Origin of the sequence: Rhodoplanes azumiensis, from assembly GCF_042682915.1 — a bacterium.
GTDB classification, from domain to species: domain Bacteria; phylum Pseudomonadota; class Alphaproteobacteria; order Rhizobiales; family Xanthobacteraceae; genus Rhodoplanes; species Rhodoplanes azumiensis.
Genome location: NZ_JBHUIW010000039.1, coordinates 1 through 19251, shown reverse-complemented (window position 1 = coordinate 19251; position 19251 = coordinate 1). Strand labels below are relative to the sequence as shown.

Here is a 19251-nt window from a genome sequence, read left to right as displayed (position 1 = left end):
GGAGGCTCACACATCGTCGCGGCGGCCCCGCAGGCGGATCTGCACGAGGTAGGGCTCCAGCGCCGCCATGGTGCGCTCGACCGCCCCGGCGAGCGTCCGGACCGTCTGCTCGCCGGCGGCGGCCAGCCGCGCCTGGGCGCCGGGATCGCCGAGAAGGCCGGCGAGCCGGCGCGCGAGGTCGGCGCCGTCCTGCACCGCGACGGCGCCGTCGGCGCTGTCGAGCGCCTGATAGAGGTCGGAAAAATTCTTCACGTGCGGGCCGTGCAGCACGCCGGCGCCGAGCTTGATCGGCTCGATCGGGTTCTGGCCGCCGTGCGGGATCAGCGAGCCGCCCATGAACACGACGCGGCCGAGCCGATAGAGCAGCCCGAGCTCGCCGAGCGTGTCGGCGACGTAGATCTCGGTCGCCGCGTGGGGCAGCACGCCTTGCGAGCGGCGGGCCGCCTCCAGGCCGCCGGCGCGGGCGAGCGCCGCGATCTCGGCGCCACGTTCGGGATGGCGCGGTGCGATGACGGTGAGGAGGCGGGGGAACTCAAGCCGCAGCCGCCGGTGCGCCTCGATCAACGCCACCTCCTCGCCCGCATGGGTCGAGGCGGCGACGACCAGCGGCCGCCCGGCGAGCGCCCGCTCCAGCTCCGTGAAGCGCGCCGGATCGACCGGCAGGGCCGGGCCGTCGAGCTTGAGGTTGCCGGTGACGCCGAGACGCGGCGCCCCGAGCGCGCCGAAGCGCTGCGCGTCCTCGGCCGAGCGCACCAGGCACAGATCGAAGCGCGACAGCAGCGCCTCGATGGTCGTCGGCGCCCGCTGCCACTTGGCGAAGGAGCGCTCCGACAGGCGGCCGTTGATCAGGATCAGCGGGATGTCGCGGTCGCCGCAGCCGATGATCAGGTTCGGCCACAGATCCGACTCGACGAACAGGCCGAGGTCGGGTCGCCAGTGGTCGAGGAAGCGCGCCACATAGGCGGGCGCGTCGAGCGGCACGAACTGATGGACGGCGCCGCGCGGCAGCCGGCGCGCCGCCACCTCGGCCGACGTCACGGTGCCCGAGGTCACCAGCACGGCGATGCCCTGCGCGGTGAGCCGCTCGACCAGCGGCAGCGCCGCGATCAACTCGCCGACGCTCGCCCCGTGCACCCACACCAGCGGACCGCGCGGCCGCGCCAGGCCGGCCTCGCCGCGGCGTTCGGGCAGGCGCTCGGGATGCTCCTTGCCGCGCTTCAGGCGACGGCCGAGCAGGTATCTCGCGAAGGGTGTGGCGGCGCGGGTGGCCAGCCGGTACGCCGTGAAGGTGAACGGCAATCGTTCCACCAAGACCGCCGTCTCCTCGTCGGTGTATCGCCGGCGCCGCGCACTCCGGAGTCGTGTAACCGGAGGTGCAGCGGCTCAGCGGGACGTGCGCGCGAGCTGCGCGACGATGTCGCGCGCCGCCCGATGCCGCGCCGGATCGGCGGCGACGAGCGCCTCGTGTCGCGGCACCGGACGGTTGTACCGGATCGTGTCTCCGGCCACCGTGGTGAGCGTCCCCGCGGCTTCGTGCACCAAAAGATCGGCAGCCGCAAGATCCCAGTCGTGACTGTCCTTGGACGCGAAGGCGACGTGAATTCGCCCGTGCGCGACGCGGGCGATGCGCAGCGCGAGCGAGTGCACCTTGGGCACCGGCACGACCCCGGCGGTCGCCGCGGCGAAGCGTTCGAGGAGGCGCGGCGGGCCGGCGACGGCGGCGCCCGCGAACAGTCCGGCGTCGCTCGCGTCGGCGGCGGGCGCCACCCGGATCGGCACGCCGTTGCGGGTGGCGCCGCGCCCGGCGACGGCGACGAACATCTCGTCGGTGACGGGCGCGAGCAGCGCGGCGAGCACCGGGCGATCGTGCTCGACCAGGGCGACCGAGATGGTCCAGTCCGGCTTGCCGGCGATGAAGCCGCGGGTGCCGTCGATCGGATCGACCACCCAAAGCCGGTCGCAGCCGAGCCGCGCGGGATCGTCCTCGGTCTCCTCCGACAGCCAGCCGGCGTCCGGCAGCAGCGGGCCGAGGCGCTCCTTCAGCAGGCGGTCGACCGCGAGGTCGACCTCGGAGACCGGCTGGTCCTGACCCTTGCCCTTGTACCAGCTCTTGATCGGGTCGCGGATCGCGGCCAGCGCCAGGGCGCCCGCCTCGCGCACGATCGTCTCGAGCGGCGCGACGAGCGTTCCGTGGTCCGCCGTGTCAGACACCCGCAACGGTCAGCCCCTCGACCCGGACGGTGGGCGCGTTGACGCCGTAGCGGAAGGCGAGGTCGTTCGCCGGCCGCAGCGCGCCGAACATGTCGATCAGGTTGCCGGCGATCGTCACCTCGCTGACCGGATAGGTCACGACGCCGTTCTCGATCCAGAAGCCGGAGGCGCCGCGGCTGTAGTCGCCCGTCACCATGTTGACGCCCATGCCGATCAGATCCGTGATGTAGAAGCCGTCGGCGATGTCGGCGATCAGCGCCTCGGGCGTCTCCCGGCCCGGCTCGAGATGCACGTTGGAGGCGCTCGGGCTCGGCGTCGAGGAGACGCCGCGCTGGGCGTGGCCGGTCGTCGTCATGCCGAGCTCGCGCGCCGTCGCGCAGTCGAGGATCCAGGTCGTGATCACGCCGTCGTCGACGAGCGCGAGCGGCTTCGCGGCGACGCCCTCGGCGTCGAAGGGGTGCGAGCGCAGGCCACGCTTGCGCAGCGGATCGTCGACGATCCGGATGCCCGGCGCGAACACGCGCTGGCCGAGCTTGTCGCGCAACAGGCTCGTCTTCCGCGCGATCGACGATCCGTTCACGGCGGACACGAGGTGCGAGACCAGCGAGCCGGCGACGCGCGGCGCGTAGACGACCGGCACCTTGCGGGTCGACACCTTGCGCGGATCGAGGCGCTTGACGGCGCGCTCGCCGGCGGTGCGGCCGATCTTCTCGGGATCGTCGAGATCGCTCGCATGCACGGTGGACGACCAGTCGTAGTCACGCTCCATCTTGGTGCCTTCGCCGGCGATCGCCGTCATCGACACCGAGTGGCGCGAGCCCGCGTAGATGCCCGTGAAGCCCGTCGAGGTGACCAGCACCATGCCGCCGATGCCGGCCGAGGCCGAGGCGCCGCCCGACTTCGACACGCCGGCGACCGCGAGGCCGGCGCCCTCGGCCGCCTTGGCGCGCGCCTCCAGCACGGCGACGTCGGGCATGTCGCGGTCGATCAGATCGAGATCCGGAACGTCGCGCGCGAGCAGCGCCGGATCGGCGAGCCCGGCGTAAGGATCCTCCGGCGCGACGCGCGCCATCGCGACGGCGCGCTCGGCGAGCGCGTCGAAGCCGTCGCCGGCGAGGTCGTTGGTCGACACCACGGCCTGGCGACGCCCGACCAGCACGCGCAGCCCGAGATCGTCGCTCTCCGAGCGGGTCGATTCCTCGACGCTGCCGTCGCGCACCTCGACGGAGAGCGAGACGCCGCGGGTGGCGATCGCGTCGGCCGCATCGGCGCCGGCGCGGCGGGCCGCGGCGACGAGACGCTCGGCGAGCGTGACGAGCGCGGACTGATCGAACAGGGAGGACATGCGGCTTCTGGCGCTTTCGGTGCGGGGCGGGAACGACGGCGCGGCGGCTTCTCGCTCCACGACATGGGGCGCGGCGCGGTCGCGATCAAGCCGAAATTCGTCGCGGCCCGGCGCCGGCCTCGCGACCCGCTTTCGGGCGCCGCCGCGAAAGACCTTTCGACGTTTCCGAAAAAGCAACGCTACGGGGCAACGCTCCGTTGATCATGCGGTTCGAAGCATTGCGGAAACGCCTGATTAACCGAGGGTTTTAAGACGAAACCAAACCATCGACGCTAATCTCCCAGGAAAGATCGGGCCGCCAGAGTCCGAACAGGGATGCTGTAATAAGCGAGGCGTCGAATGAGTGCCGGTGGGGTCGCTCCCTCCGGGTCGAGCCGGCATGTCCGGCTCGACCCCTTCGCTCTTCCGGTCCGGTTCCGGACCGCGGACCAGGCGTCCGATTCCAAGGAGCGGATCGTCGAACTCGACCACGACACGCTGGTGCTGCGGCGCGCGGTCGCCGGAATTCCGATGAAGGTGTCGGTGCCGGTGGCGAGCTTCCTGGGCGTCGCGCTGCGCGTCGCGCCGCCCGACGAGACCAGCGACGGCTCGGTCGCCGTGGTGCTCGAGCACGACGATCCGGCCCTCACGGTGCCGCTGTTCGTCGCCGACGACGGCACCGACGCGGTCGCCGAATGGCAGCTCTGGGCCAACCGGCTCGGCCTGCCGCTGCTGGTCGCGGAGACCGACGGCACGCTGCGCGAGCCCTTCGCCCGCATGGGCGGCGTGCGGCTCGCGAAGACGCAGCTGCGCCGCCGCCGTGCCTCGCCGCTCAAGCGCCGCCGCGCCTCGATCCTGATGCGTCGCAAGCCCGGCCGCCTGCCGGTCGCCCCGTGCGTCCACAAGGACGAGCAGGAGATCATCGCGCGCAACTGATTCTGTCGCGACGCCGCCTCTTCACCCCGCCCCGCGCGCGGGGACAGGGACGTCGCGCTCTGCGCGGGCCTCACAGCAGCGCGTCGAGCACCATGCCGGCGAACAGCAACAGGCCGGCGTCGCGGTTGGAGCGGAACTGCATCAGGCAGCGGTCGGTGTCGTCGATGTCGAGCGTCGTGATCTGCCAGGCGAGATGGATCGCGAAGGCGCCGAGCCCGACCACGAACCAATAGCCGCCGCCCGCCGCATGGCCGGCGAGCCCGATCAGCACCACGGCGGCGCCGTAGAACAGCATCAGCATCCGCCGCGTGCTCGCACCGAACAGCAGCGCCGTCGACTTGATCCCGGCGAACAGGTCGTCGGCACGGTCCTGGTGCGCGTAGATGGTGTCGTAGCCGATCACCCAGGCGATCGCGCCGAGATAGAGCAGGATCGGCGCGACGTTGAGCCGCCCGAAGGCCGCCGCCCAGCCCATCAGGGCGCCCCACGAGAAGGCGAGCCCCAGCACGATCTGGGGCCAGTGGGTGACGCGCTTCATGAACGGGTAGAGCGCCACGACACCGAGCGAGGCGATGCCGGTCGCGATGGCGAAGCCGTTGAACTGGATCAGCACCAGGAAGCCGACCAGCGACTGCAGGATCGCGTAGGCGAGCGCCTGCGACAGCGTCACGGCGCCGGACGCGATCGGCCGCAGTTTCGTGCGCTCGACCTTCTTGTCGATGTCGTGGTCGGCGATGTCGTTCCAGGTGCAGCCGGCGCCGCGCATCACGAAGGCGCCGACGAAGAACAGGATCAGGTGCCACACGTTCGGCAGCGACCACCCGGCCGCCATGGCGGCGAGCGCCGCCGACCACCAGCACGGAATCAGCAGCAGCCAGGCGCCGATCGGGCGATCGAAGCGGGAGAGGCGGAGATACGGCTTGACGGCGGGCGGGGCGTTCCGGTCGACCCAGTTGCCGACCGAATCCGCGATCCGCCCCTGCAGCGTGCTCATCGCGCGATCGAGCTTCCGGTGAGGGTGTTGAACGTGCCGGTCGGCTTGCTGCCGCTGCCGGCGGCGCCGACCGGGGCGCGGGCGGTGCCGAGCGCCTCGCTGAGGCTCGGCGGGCCGGCGGCCGGGCCGGGGCCACCCATCGGGCCGGCCGCGCAGGCCTGCTTGGCGGTCTTGCCGATGTTGACGCTGCCGGTCTTGAGCTGCTGGACGATGTTGGGCGGGATGCCGCAGGTCGGCGCCTTGTCGGCGGCGAACTTGGCCCAGCTGCCGATCGCGCTGGCGAAGCTGGTGAACAGCTTGCACAGCTCCTCGCGCGGCAGCTTCTTCTCGACGCCCGCCTTGGCGGCCTTGCCGCGCTTGTCGGTCTCGGCCTGCAGCTTGGTGAACTCCGCCATGCAGGGCGGCTGGCCGCCGGCGCCGCCGCCGCCCGGAACCGGGGTCATCGGGCCGGCCCCCATCGGGGCGGCGCCCATCGGACCCGGGGGCGGCATGGTGCCGGTGCGCGGCGGGCTCGCCGGCCACGGCGCGCCGGCGCCGCCCCCCGGCTGGGCCGGCGGATCGCCCGGCCACGGCGCTGCACCGCCGCCGCTCTGTTGTGCCGGCGGGGCATCGGGCCACGGGGCAGTCTGCGCGAGAGCGCCGGGGGCGACCGCGAGCGGCGCCAGCAGCCCGGCCGCGAGCAGCCCGGCCGTGCGCCGGCCGAGACGGATCGGGCGGTGCGGACCTGGTCCGCCGGATCGCATCGTCCGCATGCCGTGTTTCCCCCTGTCCGGACCTGATTTCCACATTACAAGAGCCTGAAAATCCGGCGAGAAGGGGGCGCGCCTGCGCTTCCCCTCGCGTTCGGTCCCGGCGTCCGGTACGCCCGGACCGCCAATCCCGGAGGAGCGCGATGCCGCGCTACGAGTTCCGCAGTCCGCGCCTGTTCGTCGAGGCGCCGCTCGCCCCCGGCGTCCGGGTGCCGCTCGATGCCGCGCCCCTGCATTATCTCAGGGACGTGCTCCGTCTCAAGCCCGGCGACCCGGTGCTGGTGTTCAACGGCCGCGACGGTGAATGGCGGGCCGAGCTCGCCGAGGCGGGGCGTCGGTCGATGGCGCTCGCCGTGGTCGCGGCGACGCGGCCGCAGACTCCGCCGGGCGATCTCCACTACCTGTTCGCCCCGCTCAAGCGCGCCCGGCTCGACTATCTGGTGCAGAAGGCGGTCGAGATGGGCGCCTCGCGCCTCGCCCCGGTGGTGACGCGCCACACCCAGGCCGAGCGGGTGAACAGCGAGCGCATGCGGGCGAACGTGATCGAGGCGGCCGAGCAATGCGGCGTGCTGGCGTTGCCCGCGGTCGCCGAGCCGGTGGCGTTCGACAAGGCGCTGGCGGCGCTGTCGCCCGACCGGACCCTGATCTTCTGCGACGAGGACGCCCCGGTCGCCGACCCGGTGGCGGCGCTCGCCGCCGCCCGCCGGCCGGCCCCGGGGGAATCTGCTCCGGCGGAGACCGCGGGACCGCGGCCGCTCGCCGTGCTGATCGGGCCGGAGGGCGGTTTCTCCGAGGAGGAGCGCGCCGTGCTGCTCGACCGCCCCGGGGTGGTGCGGATCGCGCTCGGTCCGCGCATCCTGCGCGCCGACACGGCGGCCGTGGCGGCGCTCGCCCTCGTCCAGGCCGTGCTGGGCGACTGGGGCGTCGCGCCCGGCTCGACGGGCTGAACGCAGGTCGTGGCGTGTGCCTCGACGGGGTGTGCAATTCTGAAGGGCAGGTCGCGGCAACAGAAAAATCGAAGCGAAATCAGGTGGCTTTTTGTGTCACGGCGGCGCCTGGACTTCACCTCGCATTAAGGCGACGAGTCTATGACCCGAGCCGGGTTAACCCTCGCTGGAACCGGTCATGTCCCTCCCGACCCTTCGCCTGTCCGCCCGTATCTATTCCGGCTTCGCCGTCCCGCTCGTCTTCGCGGTCGGCCTCGCCGTGTTCGGCAGCTACGGTCTCGCGACGATCGGGTCGTCGGTCGAGCGGATGAGCGCCCTCTCCGAGAACACCATCCGCAGCCTGCAGATCGGGAAGGATCTGGAGGCGATGCGGCGCAGCGCGCTGCAGTACAAGATGGACGGGAACGAGGCGGCACTGGCCGACGGTGCCGCGACCGCCAAGCACGTCGTGGCCATGCTCGACGAAGCGTCGGCGGCGACCCGCTCGGACGAGCGCCGTGCCCTCTACGGCGACATCAAGACCGGCGTCGCCGGTTACGAGGCCCTGCGCCAGAAGCTTCAAGGGCTCGGCCGGGAGATCGCCGGCGAGCGGAAGAAGCTGTTCGCGGGCGGCGACGCGCTCTCCGCCGCCGTCACCCAGATGATCGAGGCGGCGCGCGGCAACGACAGCCTGCCGCTCGCGCTGGCTCTCTCCGACCTCGACAAGCACGTCCAGGCCGTGCGGGTCGCCAACTGGCGCTTCCTCGCCATCCGCGACGCCGCCGGACCGGCCGTGTTCAAGGCCGCCGTGGCGAAGGCCGAGGAGGTGCTCGACCTGATGCAGCAGTCGGATCTGCCGCTCGACGTGCTGATGAAGCTGTCGCCGGTACGCGACGCGCTGTCCGCCTACGCATCCGGCTTCGCCCTGCTCGCCTCGGCGCTGGAGCGCGGCGACGCGCTGTTCGCCGGCGAGATGGTGCCGGCGATCGACCGGCTGCAGGCCAAGACGGCGGCCACCGAGGCGAGCCTGCAGGCCGACTTCGCCGCGTCGCGCAAGCTTTCCGAGACGACCATCGCCGGCACCGTGAGGGTGCAGCAGATCCTGGCGGCGGCCGCCCTGGTGCTCGGCGCCCTGATGGCCTGGCTGATCGGCCGCGGCATCGCCGGCCCGATCCGCCGCATCACGGCGGTCCTGATGCAGATCGCCGGCGGCGACAAGACGGTCGAGATTCCCTATGTCGAGCGGCGCGACGAGGTCGGCGACAATGCGCGGGCCGCGCAGGCCTTCAAGGAGAACCTGATCAGGATCGAGGAGGCCGAGGCCGAGCGGCACGCCGCCGAGGCGCGCGGCGCGGCCGAGCGCAAGGCGCTGATGCAGAAGCTCGCCGGCGACTTCGAGGGTGCCGTCGGGGGGATCGTCGAGACGGTGTCGACGGCCTCGACCGAGCTCGAGGCCGCGGCCGGCACGCTCACCCGCACGGCCGAGACGACGCAGGCGCTGTCGACCGCGGTCGCCGCGGCGTCGGGCCAGGCGTCCGCGAACGTCCAGAGCGTCGCCTCGGCGACCGACCAGATGACCGCCTCGGTGCACGAGATCAGCCGTCAGGTGCAGGAGTCGAGCCGCATCGCCGCCGAGGCGGTGCGCCAGGCCGAGAAGACCGACAGCCGCATCGTCGAGCTGTCGCATGCGGCCCAGCGGATCGGCGACGTCGTCAAGCTGATCACGGCGATCGCCGAGCAGACCAATCTGCTGGCGCTCAACGCCACCATCGAGGCGGCCCGCGCCGGCGAGGCCGGCAAGGGCTTCGCGGTGGTGGCCCAGGAGGTCAAGGCGCTGGCCGCCCAGACCGCCAAGGCGACCGGCGACATCGCCAGCCAGATCACCGGCATGCAGGCGGCGACCAGCGAGTCGGTGACGGCCATCAAGGAGATCGGCGGCACCATCGGCCGCATCGCCGAGATCGCCTCCTCGATCGCCGCCGCGATCGAGGAGCAGGGCGCCGCGACCCAGGAGATCGCTCGCAACGTCCAGCAGGCGGCGCGTGGCACCGAGGAGGTGGCGCGTAACATCGGCAACGTCGAGGTGGGCGCCGGCGAGACCGGCTCCGCCTCGGCCCAGGTTCTGTCGGCGGCGCAGTCGCTCGCCGGCGAGAGCAACCGGCTGAAGGCCGAGGTGGCCCGCTTCGTGTCGACCGTCCGGGCCGCCTGACGGTCCGGCGAGAGGTCGGAGCACGGTTCTCGTCGAGGTGGTCGTCCCGCCCCGTGACGGGGTCCGAAACGACACGGGCACATTGCGGGGGCCGCGCCCCGGTCGCACGGACGCGGCCGGGCCGGTCGACGTCACCCCGCGTTCCGGCCCGAAATCCGGGGGCACAGCAGCCGGTCGCCGCGCCACCGGCCGTGTGAGGCCGAGCTCGAGACGAGGCCGGCCCGTGACGGACCGGCCTCCGTCTCGCGGCGGCCCTCCGTCGGCGGCCGGTCGTTCGATCGATCCGGAGTGCTCCGGCCGCGCCGTCGTCGTGGCCTGATTAGTTCATCACGGCTAGCGGCGAGATTGCCGCGCGACGCAGGCTCGCGCCGTTCGCGTAATTTTGTTAATCATTCCGCGTGATCCTCCAAGACTACGTCTTTTTGGCGAGGCGACATCGGGGTGGGCCTCCTCACCGCCGCTCGCGTCCGCCGCCTGTCGATTTTGGGGGATTTGGGGACAATGCCGCGCCTTCGCTTCACCATTGGCCGCAAGATCGTGCTGCTCATCGCGCTCGCCGTGCTCGGCCTGATCGGCCTCGCGGTGCTCGATTCGCGTCAGCTCGGCTCGAGCCTGACCGAGCAACGCAAGATGGAGCTGAAGCACCTCACCGAGCTCGCGATGGGCATCGTCAAGGAGGAGCACGCCGCGACCGCCGGCGGCCGGGTCGGCACCGAGGAGGCGCAGGCCCGCGCCAAGGCGCGCATCGCCGTGCTGCGCTACGGCAACGGCGACTACTTCTGGATCAACGACATGGAGCCGCGGATGGTGATGCATCCGACCCAGCCGCGGCTCGACGGCAAGACGCTCGGCGATTTCAAGGATCCGAGCGGCAATCCGCTCTTCGTCCGCTTCGTCGAGATCGTGCGTCGCGACGGCGCGGGCTTCCACGCCTATCAGTGGCCGAAGCCCGGCTCCGACACGCCGCAGCCGAAGCTCTCCTACGTGGCCGGCTTCGCGCCGTGGGCCTGGGTGATCGGCACCGGCGTCTATGTCGACGACCTCGCCGCCCAGACCTGGGCGGCGGCGCGGACCTCGTTCGCGATGGCCGGCGGGATTCTGCTGATCACGCTTCTCGTCGGCGTCGCGCTGGCGCGCAGCATCACGCGGCCGCTGCGTGAGATGGGCGTCGCGATGGGAGCCCTCGCGCACGGCGAGCTCGACGTCGCCGTCCCGGGTCTCGGCCGCGACGACGAGATCGGTGCGATGGCCGAGTCTGTCGCCGTGTTCAAGACGAACGCGATCGAGAACCGGCGGCTCACCGCCGAGCAGAAGGAGGCGGAGGCGCGCGCGGCGGCCGAGCAGAAGGCCGGCATGGTGCGGCTCGCCGATCAGTTCGAGCAGGCGGTCGGCGGCATCATCGCGACCGTGTCGTCGGCGGCGACCGAGCTGGAGGCGACCGCGACGACGCTCACCCGCACGGCCGACACGACGCAGACGATGTCCGCCACCGTGAGCGCGGCCTCGGAGGAGGCGTCGACCAACGTGCAGGCGGTCGCCGCCGCGGCGAATCAGATGAGTGCCTCGATCGTCGAGATCGGCCGTCAGGTCCAGGCCTCGAGCCGCATCGCCGCCGCCGCGGTGACCCAGGCCGCCAAGACCGACGCGCGCATCGGCGAATTGTCGCTCGCGGCGCAACGCATCGGCGACGTGGTGAAGCTGATCACCGACGTCGCCGAGCAGACCAACCTGCTCGCGCTGAACGCGACCATCGAGGCGGCGCGCGCCGGCGAGGCCGGCAAGGGCTTCGCCGTCGTCGCCTCGGAGGTGAAGGCGCTGGCCGGGCAGACCGCCAAGGCGACCGGCGACATCTCGGCGCAGATCTCCGCCATGCAGGCGGCCACGCAGGACTCTGTCGCGGCCATCAAGGAGATCTCCGGCACCATCGCCCAGATCGCCGAGGTGGCGTCCGCCATCGCCGCGGCCGTCGAGGAGCAGGGCGCCGCGACCGCCGAGATCTCGCGCAACATCCAGCAGGCCGCGGCGGGAACCAGCCAGGTGGCGCAGACCATCACGGAGGTGAGCCGCGGCGCCGAGGAGACCGGCTCGGCCTCCGACGAGGTGCTGAGCGCCGCCGCCCAGCTGGCCCGCGAGAGCAGCCATCTGCGCAGCGAGGTCGGGAACTTCCTCGCCACCGTCAGGGCGGCGTGAGACGACGCGGAAGACGGCCTCGTCCAGGTCACGCGGCTCGGCGCTCTGTGCGCCGGGCCGCGTCGTCATTCATGACCTGTGCGTCCTGAAAAACGAGACGACCGGCCCGGCATTCGGCGGCGTGCCCCGGACGAGGCGCGTCGGGCCACGAGCCTCATGCCGCACAGCCGAGACCCGAGGCTGCGCGCGGCGAGGAGAACGATCTCATTCGCGCGAGGATGGTCGGCGTCCCAGAGCATTCAACTCACGCAATATAATACAGCATGGTCCGGCTACGGCATTCATCTTAGTCTGAACTGATTATGTTCCCGCTCGGATCGGCATCCAGTTCGCCATTCGACATAAAAGCCATGAAAAATCGAGCGAAGTTGCCATCGACTCCCATTCATTTAAAAGTTTCGAAATGTCTGCGGTCGCTGAATGGGGCGTGGACACCTCGCCGGACACGCCATCATGACCAAACTGTTCTCTCTCTCGATTCGTGCCAAGATCGTCGTCGCCTTCGCGGCCGTCGCGCTGGTGACGGCCGGCCTCGGCCTGTTCGCCATCGACCGCCTCGCCACCGTCAACGGAGCCGCCGCGGAGATCCGCGACAACTGGCTGCCCTCGACCGCGCATCTCGCCGTCGTGGCGAAGTCGATCGAGCAGTACCGGGTCAATCAGGCGACCCACATGCTGGAGACGTCGGACGCGGCCATGGATCGCCAGGAGGCGACGATGGCGACCGCCCTGAAGGGCATCGACGAGTCGTGGCGGTCCTACGAGGGGCTGGCGACGACGCCGCAGGAGAAGGCGCTGGTCGAAGCGTTCAAGAAGGAATGGGCCGCGTATCGGGACAAGAGCCGGGAGCACCAGGCGCTGTCGCGCAAGAACGACTTCGAGGCCGCCAAGGCGCTCTATATCGGGCCCATGCGCGAGAACTCGGTGCGCATGCGCAAGGTGCTGGCCGATCTGCTCGATCTGACGGTCCGCGAGGGCCGCGAGGAGGCGAACCGCGGCGCCGCCGTGTTCGCGATGTCCCGCACCATGATCATCTCGGCGATCGCCGCGGCGACGCTGCTCTGCGTCGCGTGCGGCTTCGTGATCATCCGCGGTGTGTCGCGCCCGATCAGCCGGATGACGGCGGCGATGAAGCGGCTCGCCGACCGCGATCTCTCCGTCGTCATCGAGGGGGTCGGCCGCAAGGACGAGATCGGCGGCATGGCCGACGCCATGCAGGTGTTCAAGGACAACATGGTCCGCGTGCGCGCCATGGAGGCCGAGCAGAAGGAGGCGGAGGCGCGTGCCGAGGCCGCCCGCAAGGCCGACATGGTTCGGCTCGCCGATCAGTTCGAACAGGCGGTGGGCGGCATCATCTCGGCCGTCTCCTCGGCGGCGACCGAGCTGGAGGCGACCGCCACCACGCTCACCCGCACGGCCGACCAGACCCAGCAGAAATCGGCGACCGTCAGCGCCGCATCGGAAGAAGCCTCGACCAACGTCCAGGCCGTCGCCGCGGCGACCAACGAGATGGCCTCGTCGATCAGCGAGATCTCGCGCCAGGTGCAGACCTCGAGCCGCATCGCCGACGCGGCGGTGAACCAGGCCGCCAAGACCGACGCGCGCGTCAACGAGCTGTCTCAGGCGGCGAGCCGGATCGGCGACGTGGTGAAGCTGATCACCGACATCGCCGAGCAGACCAACCTGCTGGCACTGAACGCCACCATCGAGGCGGCGCGGGCCGGCGAGGCCGGAAAAGGCTTCGCCGTCGTCGCCCAGGAGGTGAAGGCGCTCGCCGGACAGACCGCCAAGGCGACGGGCGAGATCTCGGCGCAGATCGCCGCCATGCAGGCGGCGACGCAGGACTCGGTCTCGGCCATCAAGGAGATCTCGGGCACCATCGGCCAGATCGCCGAGGTGGCCTCCGCCATCGCGGCCGCCGTCGAGGAGCAGGGCGCCGCGACCGCCGAGATCTCGCGCAACATCCAGCAGGCGGCGGCCGGCACGGGCGAGGTCGCCCAGAACATCGTCGAGGTGAGCCGCGGGGCGGAAGAGACCGGCGCGGCCTCGAGCGAGGTGTTGAACGCCGCCGGCCAGCTCGCGCTCGAGAGCAATCAACTCCGCGCCGAGGTGGCCAAGTTCCTGAGCACCGTGCGGGTCGCCTGAGCCGCGCGTCGAGCGCTGCGACGGCCCGCAGGTTCGAGCCTGCTCGTCGTCGACACGCCGGTCCCGACCGGATCGGCGTGTCGACTATCACGCGCCGGACCGGCATCCGATCCCGATCGAGACGAGCGAGCGATTCCGGCCGCCCGACGGCGAGTCTCGCCGCGCGCGCCGTGATCCGCGCGATGCCGAGCGCACCATGGACCGCATTGCGCGCGCCTTCGGACAGTCGGAACGAACTGATCAGAAACCGTTCGCTCGATAGCACGTGAGATCATCCCGTGCGGTCGGTCGTCGACGACCGAAACATGCGATCCTGCAGTGACAGGTCTGCTTTCTTGCCGGTCGTGTGACCACCTCGATAAATAAGACTTTAAGCACTCCGCTCCACCATTCCGACGATGTCATCCGCACCTGCCCGTGGCTAAGACCCCCGTCCACCCCGAATTCCCCGGATGCCCTTTGCGACGATCTGTTGAAACAGCCGGCCGGCATGGCCGGCGGCGGAGCCCGACATGCGTCGATTGCCCCTCTTTCGTCTCCTGTTCCTGCTGACACTCCTCCCCGTCGTCGGTGTCGCCGTGTTCGGCGGCCAGCTGGCCTACGAGAGTTGGTCGCGCTACGCCGCGCTGTCACGCGCCTCGGAGGTTCTCAGGCTCGCCGTGGCGGCGAGCCGAAACGCCGCGCTGCTGCCGCGACAGGCGGCGGCGGAGCGCGAGCTGATCGCCGGCACCGGCGATCGCGCCCGGGTGGACGAGCTGCGTCGGGCCGCCGGCACGCAATACGCCGCCTTCCAGGCCGCGGTGACGCCGGAGGCGTCGAAGCACGCGACGATCGCGCGGCACGTCCGCGAGCTCGACGAGAAGATGCGCAAGTATCAGGATCTGTGGACGCAGATCGATGCCAAGGCGGTGACCAACGTGGCCATGCCGACGATCGTCGGCGCGCCGATCGTCGGCCAGTCCATCGACCTCGTCGGCAACGCCTCGGCGCTGGTCAGCGATCCGGAGCTGTCGCGCCGCATCGTGACGCTCTACGTGACGCTGCAATTCGCCGACAGCGTCCTGCTCCAGCGCGGCGCCGGCCTTCTGTCGCTGCAGCAGGGCAAGCTGCCGCCCGAGACCTTCCTGCTGCTCAGCCGCGGCCTCGCTCTCAACGCGCCGTTCGGCAAGCTGTTCGCCGACTACGCGCCGGCCGAGGTCGTCGCCCAGTTCGCCGCGTTCGACGCGGCCAACGGGCGCGAGCTGCAGGCGCTGCGCGACAAGGCGTCGAAGCCGACCGGCGAGCCGGCCTCGGCCGAGCAGATCCGGCGTTGGGGCGAGCTCGGCGACCAGCAGACGGCGTTGTTCGGCAAGATCGTCGGCCGGACCATCGACAGCGTCGCGGCCGAGGGCGAGGCGATGCTCGCGTCGGCGTGGCGCAGCATGATCGCATATCTGGCACTGGTCGCCGTCGTGCTGGTCGGCGTCGCGGTGCTCGGCCGGGTGGTGATGCGGATCGTCCGTGATCTGCTCGGCCAGCTCGTCGCCGTGATCGACAGCATGCGTGACGGCAACTTCACCATCGCCATCCCGCACACCGAGCGCCCCGACGAGGTCGGCGCCATGGCGCGCGCCATCGACGGGTTCCGCGACAACTTCGTCCGTGCCCAGCAGGTCGAAGCCGAGCGCAAGGCGGCGGCCGCGGCGGAGGAGCGCAAGGCCCTGATGGAGAAGGTCGCGGCCGAGTTCGAGGCGGTGGTCGGCGGCGTCGTCGAGACGGTGTCGTCGTCCTCGTCGCAGCTCGAGGCGGTGGCGACCGCGCTCACCCGCGCGGCCGACACCACCCAGGAGAAGGCCGGAGCGGTCAGCGCCGCGTCCGAGGAGGCCTCGACCAACGTCCAGGCCGTGGCCGCGGCGACCAACGAGATGACCTCGTCGATCGGCGAGATCTCGCGTCAGGTGCAGACCTCGAGCCGCATCGCCGGCGAGGCCGTCGGCCAGGCGGCCAAGACCGACGCGCGGGTGAATCAGCTCTCGCAGGCGGCCGCCCGCATCGGCGACGTGGTCAAGCTGATCACGGCGATCGCCGAGCAGACCAATCTGCTAGCGCTCAACGCCACCATCGAGGCGGCGCGGGCCGGCGAGGCCGGCAAGGGCTTCGCGGTCGTCGCCCAGGAGGTCAAGGCGCTGGCCGCTCAGACCGCCAAGGCGACCGGCGACATCTCGACCCAGATCGCCGAGATGCAGTCGGCCACCAACGACTCGGTCGTCGCCATCAAGGAGATCGGCGGCACGATCGGGCAGATCGCCGAGATCGCGTCCGCCATCGCGGCGGCCGTCGAGGAGCAGGGCGCGGCGACCTCCGAGATCGCCCGCAACATCCAGCAGGCCTCGCAGGGCACGGCCGAGGTCGCCGCGACCATCACCGAGGTGAATCGCGGGGCCGGCGAGACCGGCGCCGCCTCGACCCAGGTGCTCGCCTCGGCGCGGGCGCTCGCACGCGAAAGCCAGCATCTGCGCGCTGAGGTCGGCAAGTTCCTGCACACCGTGCGGGCCGCCTGATCCGCCTCGCCGCGACGATCGATCCTGCCGCCGCCATCGGAGCCCGCTTCGATGGCGGTTCCGTCTCGTCGGCCGGGCGAGCGTCGGCCCGGCTGTTCGGGCGTGCTTCGCACCAGCGGTTTCGAACTTCGGAAGACGGCAGTCCCGCGATGACTGATCCTCGCAGGACGCAGTCATTTCAGGCTACGGTCCTGTCGAGAATTCAGAACATCTTAAATCTTGTCAGCCAGAAGTTGTTACCATCGTCATGCCCGGCCCGCGCACGCGGAGCCGGTCGCGATCGATGCGTCGAGGCAGCGGCCGTCCACGACCGTCCGACCCGGCCCCTGCGATCGCCGAAGGAAACGAAAGATGTCGTTCACCATCACGCGCCGCCTCGGACTCCTGGTCGGTCTGGCGGTCGTCGCCTGCCTCGCCGTCATCGCTGTGCAGCTCGTCGCGTTGCGCTCCGCCCTCGAGCAGGAGCGCATGGCCTCGGTGAAGTCGCAGGTCGAGTCCGCCGTCTCGATGGCGCGCGGCTTCGCGGCTGCGGCTGCGAAGGGCCAGATCAGCGACGGCGAGGCGCAGGAGCGCGCCAAGGCGGCGATGCGGGCCATCCGGTTCGGCCAGAACGACTACATCTTCGTCTATCGTCCGGACGGCGTGAATCTCGTCCTCGGCCCGCGTCCCGAGCTCGAGGGCAAGAATCTCTCGGAGCTGAAGGATCCGAACGGCGTCTACTACGTCCGCGAGCTGCTCGGCGCGGTGAAGCGCGGCGGCGACTTCGTCCGCTACATGTTCCCGCGGCCCGGCAAGACCGAGCCGTCCGCCAAGCTGGCCTATGCGGCCGGCGTCGAGCCGTGGGGCTGGATGGTCGGCACCGGCGTCTATGTCGACGATCTCGACCAGGTGTTCTACGCGGCCGCCGCGACGGCGCTGATGTGGGCGTCCGGCCTGCTGGCCCTGCTGGTCGTCAGCGCGCTGTTCCTCGCCCGCGGCCTGGTGCGGCCCGTGAAGGCCATGACGTCGGCCATGGGCCACCTCGCGGCCGGTAAGCTCGACGTCGAGATCCCGGGCGTCGGCCGCAAGGACGAGGTCGGGGCGATGGCGGACGCCGTCGCGGTGTTCAAGAGCAACGCGGTCGAGCGTCGGCGGCTCGAAGCCGAGCAGCACGCGGCCGAGGCGCGCGCCGCGGCGGCCCGCAAGGCCGACATGGTGCGGCTCGCCGATCAGTTCGAGCAGGCGGTCGGCGGCATCATCGCCACCGTCTCGTCGGCCGCGACCGAGCTGGAGGCGACGGCGACGACGCTGACCCGCACGGCCGACACGACCCAGCAGATGTCGGCGACCGTGAGCGCGGCGTCCGAGGAGGCGTCGACCAACGTGCAGGCCGTGGCCGCCGCGACCAACGAGATGACGTCGTCGATCGGCGAGATCGCGCGCCAGGTGCAGACCTCGAGCCGCATCGCCGACGCGGCGGTGAGTCAGGCGGCGAAGACCGATGCGCGGGTCGGCGAGCTCTCCGTCGCGGCGAACCGCATCGGCGACGTGGTCAAGCTGATCACCGACATCGCCGAGCAGACCAATCTCCTCGCCCTCAACGCCACCATCGAGGCGGCGCGCGCCGGCGAGGCCGGCAAAGGCTTCGCGGTCGTCGCCAACGAGGTGAAGGCGCTGGCGGGACAGACCGCCAAGGCGACGGGCGAGATCTCGTCCCAGATCGCCGCCATGCAGGCGGCGACGCAGGACTCGGTCGCGGCCATCAAGGAGATCTCGGGCACCATCGGCCGGATCGCCGAGGTCGCGTCCGCCATCGCGGCCGCCGTCGAGGAGCAGGGCGCCGCGACGGCGGAGATCTCGCGCAACATCCAGCAGGCGGCGGCCGGAACGTCGCAGGTGGCGAGCAACATCACGGCGGTGAGCCGCGGCGCCGAGGAGACCGGCGCGGCCTCGGGCGAGGTGCTGAACGCCGCCGGACAGCTCGCGATCGAGAGCAACCAGCTCCGCAGCGAGGTGGCCAAGTTCCTCGACACGGTGCGGGCCGCCTGAGCCGCGAGCGGCGGGAGTTGACGGGGCCCCACCCCTGATCGTGCTTCGGAGTCCATTCGTCAGATGGCTCGCCCTTCGGCGGGCCATCGGCGTTTTGGCGCCGGTCGTCGCCGCGCTGCTGGTCCGGTCCAAGATCGTGCTGTGATTTGTTTACGTTCTGCGAGTAGACACCGATCTGGAAATTCATTTCGCCCGCCGCTCGCATCGGCATCGCTCCGCCTGGCTCGGAGACGCCGGACCGGCTCGCTCGCGATGAACGATGTGGCTCCACCAGGTTGCGAGGCGGTGCGGCCCGGGCCGTGGAGGCCATGCCGTGCTTTCGAAAATCAGATTGACCATCGGGGCTCGCATTTACGCGTTGATCGGTCTGGGATTTCTCGGCTTGATCGGGATCGCCCTGTTCGATTCACGCGAGCTGACAGCGGGCCTGCAGGAGCAGCGTAAGCTGGAGTTGCGGCACCTCGTCGATCTGGCGATCGGCATCGTCAAGGAGGAGCATGCCGAGGCGCAGGCCGGCCGGATCTCGACGGCCGACGCGCAGAAGCGCGCGCAGGCCCGGATCGGGGTGCTGCGCTACGGGAACGGCGACTACTTCTTCATTCTCGACGACAAGATTCGCCTGGTCATGAATCCGCTGCGGCCCGAGATGGCCGGCAAGGACATGTCCGACTTCAAGGACGCCAACGGATTCCGGTTCTACAAGGCGTTAGCCGAGGCGGTCGCACGCGACGGCAACGGCTATGTGCGCTACGACCAGGTCAAGCCCGGCGTCGCGGCGCCGCAGCCGAAGCTGACCTACGTGGCCGGCTTCAAGCCGTGGGGCTGGGCCGTGGCGACCGGCGTCTATATCGACGACCTCGACGAGCAGGCCTGGGCCGCCACGCGCACGTCGCTGATGATCGCCGGGCTGGTGATGCTGATCACGCTCGTCGTCTCGGTCCTGATGGCCCGCGGTCTCGTGCGGCCCGTGAAGGCGATGACGTCGGCCATGAAGGAGCT

General features: G+C 71.0%; 13 protein-coding genes. 8 read left to right on the top strand and 5 right to left on the bottom strand.

Features of this window, described 5'->3' with window-relative positions; translation table 11 throughout:
- Positions 1–6: 6 nt before the first annotated feature.
- From ACFSOX_RS22355 to ACFSOX_RS22345, 3 genes are all read right to left on the bottom strand, one after another.
- Positions 7–1311, bottom strand: coding sequence for a 3-deoxy-D-manno-octulosonic acid transferase (locus tag ACFSOX_RS22355; RefSeq protein ID WP_378480040.1), 1305 nt, complete (start codon positions 1309–1311; stop codon positions 7–9).
- A gap of 72 nt (positions 1312–1383) precedes the next feature.
- The gene (locus ACFSOX_RS22350; protein ID WP_378480052.1) at positions 1384–2211 is read right to left on the bottom strand and encodes a 3'(2'),5'-bisphosphate nucleotidase CysQ; all 828 of its coding nucleotides are present in this window, start codon (positions 2209–2211) and stop codon (positions 1384–1386) included.
- Positions 2204–3556, bottom strand: coding sequence for a TldD/PmbA family protein (locus tag ACFSOX_RS22345; RefSeq protein WP_378480039.1), 1353 nt, complete (start codon positions 3554–3556; stop codon positions 2204–2206). The genes ACFSOX_RS22350 and ACFSOX_RS22345 overlap by 8 nt, the downstream gene beginning before the upstream one ends.
- Before the next feature lie 339 nt (positions 3557–3895).
- Between ACFSOX_RS22345 and ACFSOX_RS22340 the strand changes: the two genes are divergently transcribed.
- Positions 3896–4471: a DUF6101 family protein gene (locus ACFSOX_RS22340; RefSeq protein ID WP_378480038.1), complete on the top strand. Its 576-nt coding sequence runs from the start codon at positions 3896–3898 to the stop codon at positions 4469–4471.
- 70 nt (positions 4472–4541) lie between these two features.
- On the opposite strand, the gene ubiA is transcribed toward ACFSOX_RS22340, so the two are convergent.
- Positions 4542–5465 carry a 4-hydroxybenzoate octaprenyltransferase gene (ubiA, locus tag ACFSOX_RS22335; protein ID WP_378480037.1) on the bottom strand — a complete coding sequence of 308 codons (924 nt, stop codon included), beginning with the start codon at positions 5463–5465 and terminating at the stop codon, positions 4542–4544.
- Positions 5462–6217, bottom strand: a complete 756-nt coding sequence (locus tag ACFSOX_RS22330) for a hypothetical protein (protein ID WP_378480036.1) — start codon at positions 6215–6217, stop codon at positions 5462–5464. Before ACFSOX_RS22330 ends, ubiA begins: the two co-directional genes overlap by 4 nt.
- 140 nt (positions 6218–6357) lie before the next feature.
- Between ACFSOX_RS22330 and ACFSOX_RS22325 the strand changes: the two genes are divergently transcribed.
- The 7 genes from ACFSOX_RS22325 to ACFSOX_RS22295 all read left to right on the top strand — a co-directional run.
- Positions 6358–7161, top strand: a complete 804-nt coding sequence (locus ACFSOX_RS22325) for a 16S rRNA (uracil(1498)-N(3))-methyltransferase (protein ID WP_378480035.1) — start codon at positions 6358–6360, stop codon at positions 7159–7161.
- A gap of 178 nt (positions 7162–7339) precedes the next feature.
- Positions 7340–9349 carry a methyl-accepting chemotaxis protein gene (locus ACFSOX_RS22320; protein ID WP_378480034.1) on the top strand — a complete coding sequence of 670 codons (2010 nt, stop codon included), beginning with the start codon at positions 7340–7342 and terminating at the stop codon, positions 9347–9349.
- 501 nt (positions 9350–9850) lie between these two features.
- Positions 9851–11539, top strand: coding sequence for a methyl-accepting chemotaxis protein (locus ACFSOX_RS22315; RefSeq protein WP_378480033.1), 1689 nt, complete (start codon positions 9851–9853; stop codon positions 11537–11539).
- Between the two features lie 453 nt (positions 11540–11992).
- The gene (locus ACFSOX_RS22310; RefSeq protein WP_378480032.1) at positions 11993–13684 is read left to right on the top strand and encodes a methyl-accepting chemotaxis protein; all 1692 of its coding nucleotides are present in this window, start codon (positions 11993–11995) and stop codon (positions 13682–13684) included.
- 512 nt (positions 13685–14196) lie between these two features.
- The gene (locus ACFSOX_RS22305; RefSeq protein WP_378480031.1) at positions 14197–16224 is read left to right on the top strand and encodes a methyl-accepting chemotaxis protein; all 2028 of its coding nucleotides are present in this window, start codon (positions 14197–14199) and stop codon (positions 16222–16224) included.
- A gap of 351 nt (positions 16225–16575) precedes the next feature.
- Positions 16576–18252 carry a methyl-accepting chemotaxis protein gene (locus ACFSOX_RS22300; RefSeq protein ID WP_378480030.1) on the top strand — a complete coding sequence of 559 codons (1677 nt, stop codon included), beginning with the start codon at positions 16576–16578 and terminating at the stop codon, positions 18250–18252.
- Positions 18253–18634: 382 nt separating this feature from the next.
- On the top strand, positions 18635–19251 hold a 617-nt coding region (locus tag ACFSOX_RS22295), incomplete at its 3' end, for a cache domain-containing protein (RefSeq protein ID WP_378480029.1).